Source organism: Flavobacterium columnare NBRC 100251 = ATCC 23463, from assembly GCF_002530675.1.
Lineage (GTDB): Bacteria > Bacteroidota > Bacteroidia > Flavobacteriales > Flavobacteriaceae > Flavobacterium > Flavobacterium columnare.
Window position 1 is genome coordinate 344 of record NZ_PCMX01000157.1, and the last position, 576, is coordinate 919.

General features: G+C 41.7%; 1 pseudogene. It reads right to left on the reverse strand.

The features are described from left to right. Positions 1-576 (reverse strand): annotated as a pseudogene (locus B0A78_RS14635) (hypothetical protein); the annotation flags it as partial.

Genomic DNA, 576 nt, shown 5'->3' on the forward strand with positions numbered 1-576 from the left:
AACACCGTTTAACGTATCGGATCCGTTTCCATTATTCGCTAAAACGCTTCCTGCGGCAGTAGTTGCTGTAGCAGAAGTCGCTACGGTTCCTAAATTATCATCCTTAGCTAGTAAATCGTTTTTAACTTCTACAGTTATATTGGCTGTTTTACAGTTTACTGGAGTTGCTCCTGTTTCACAAATTGTATAAGGAATCGTGTAAGTACCACTTGGTGTACCTGGCTGGATCGTTACATTACCATCTGCATCAATACGAATAGAACCTGTTGTAACAGGGGTTACATCTGTGTTGGCTGTGGTTACAGCAACACCGTTTAACGTATCGGCTCCGTTTCCATTATTCGCTAAAACGCTTCCTGCGGCAGTAGTTGTTGTGGCTGAGGTAGCAATAGTACCTAAATTATCATCCTTAGCTAGTAAATCATTTTTAACTTCTACTATAGCAATTGCTTTATCACAGTTTACTGGAGTTGCTCCGTTCTCACAGATTTGATACTCTACTTGGTATGTGCCACTTGGTGTGGTAGCGCCTACAGTAATCGTACCATCGGCATTTAATGTTAAGCCTGCTGGAAC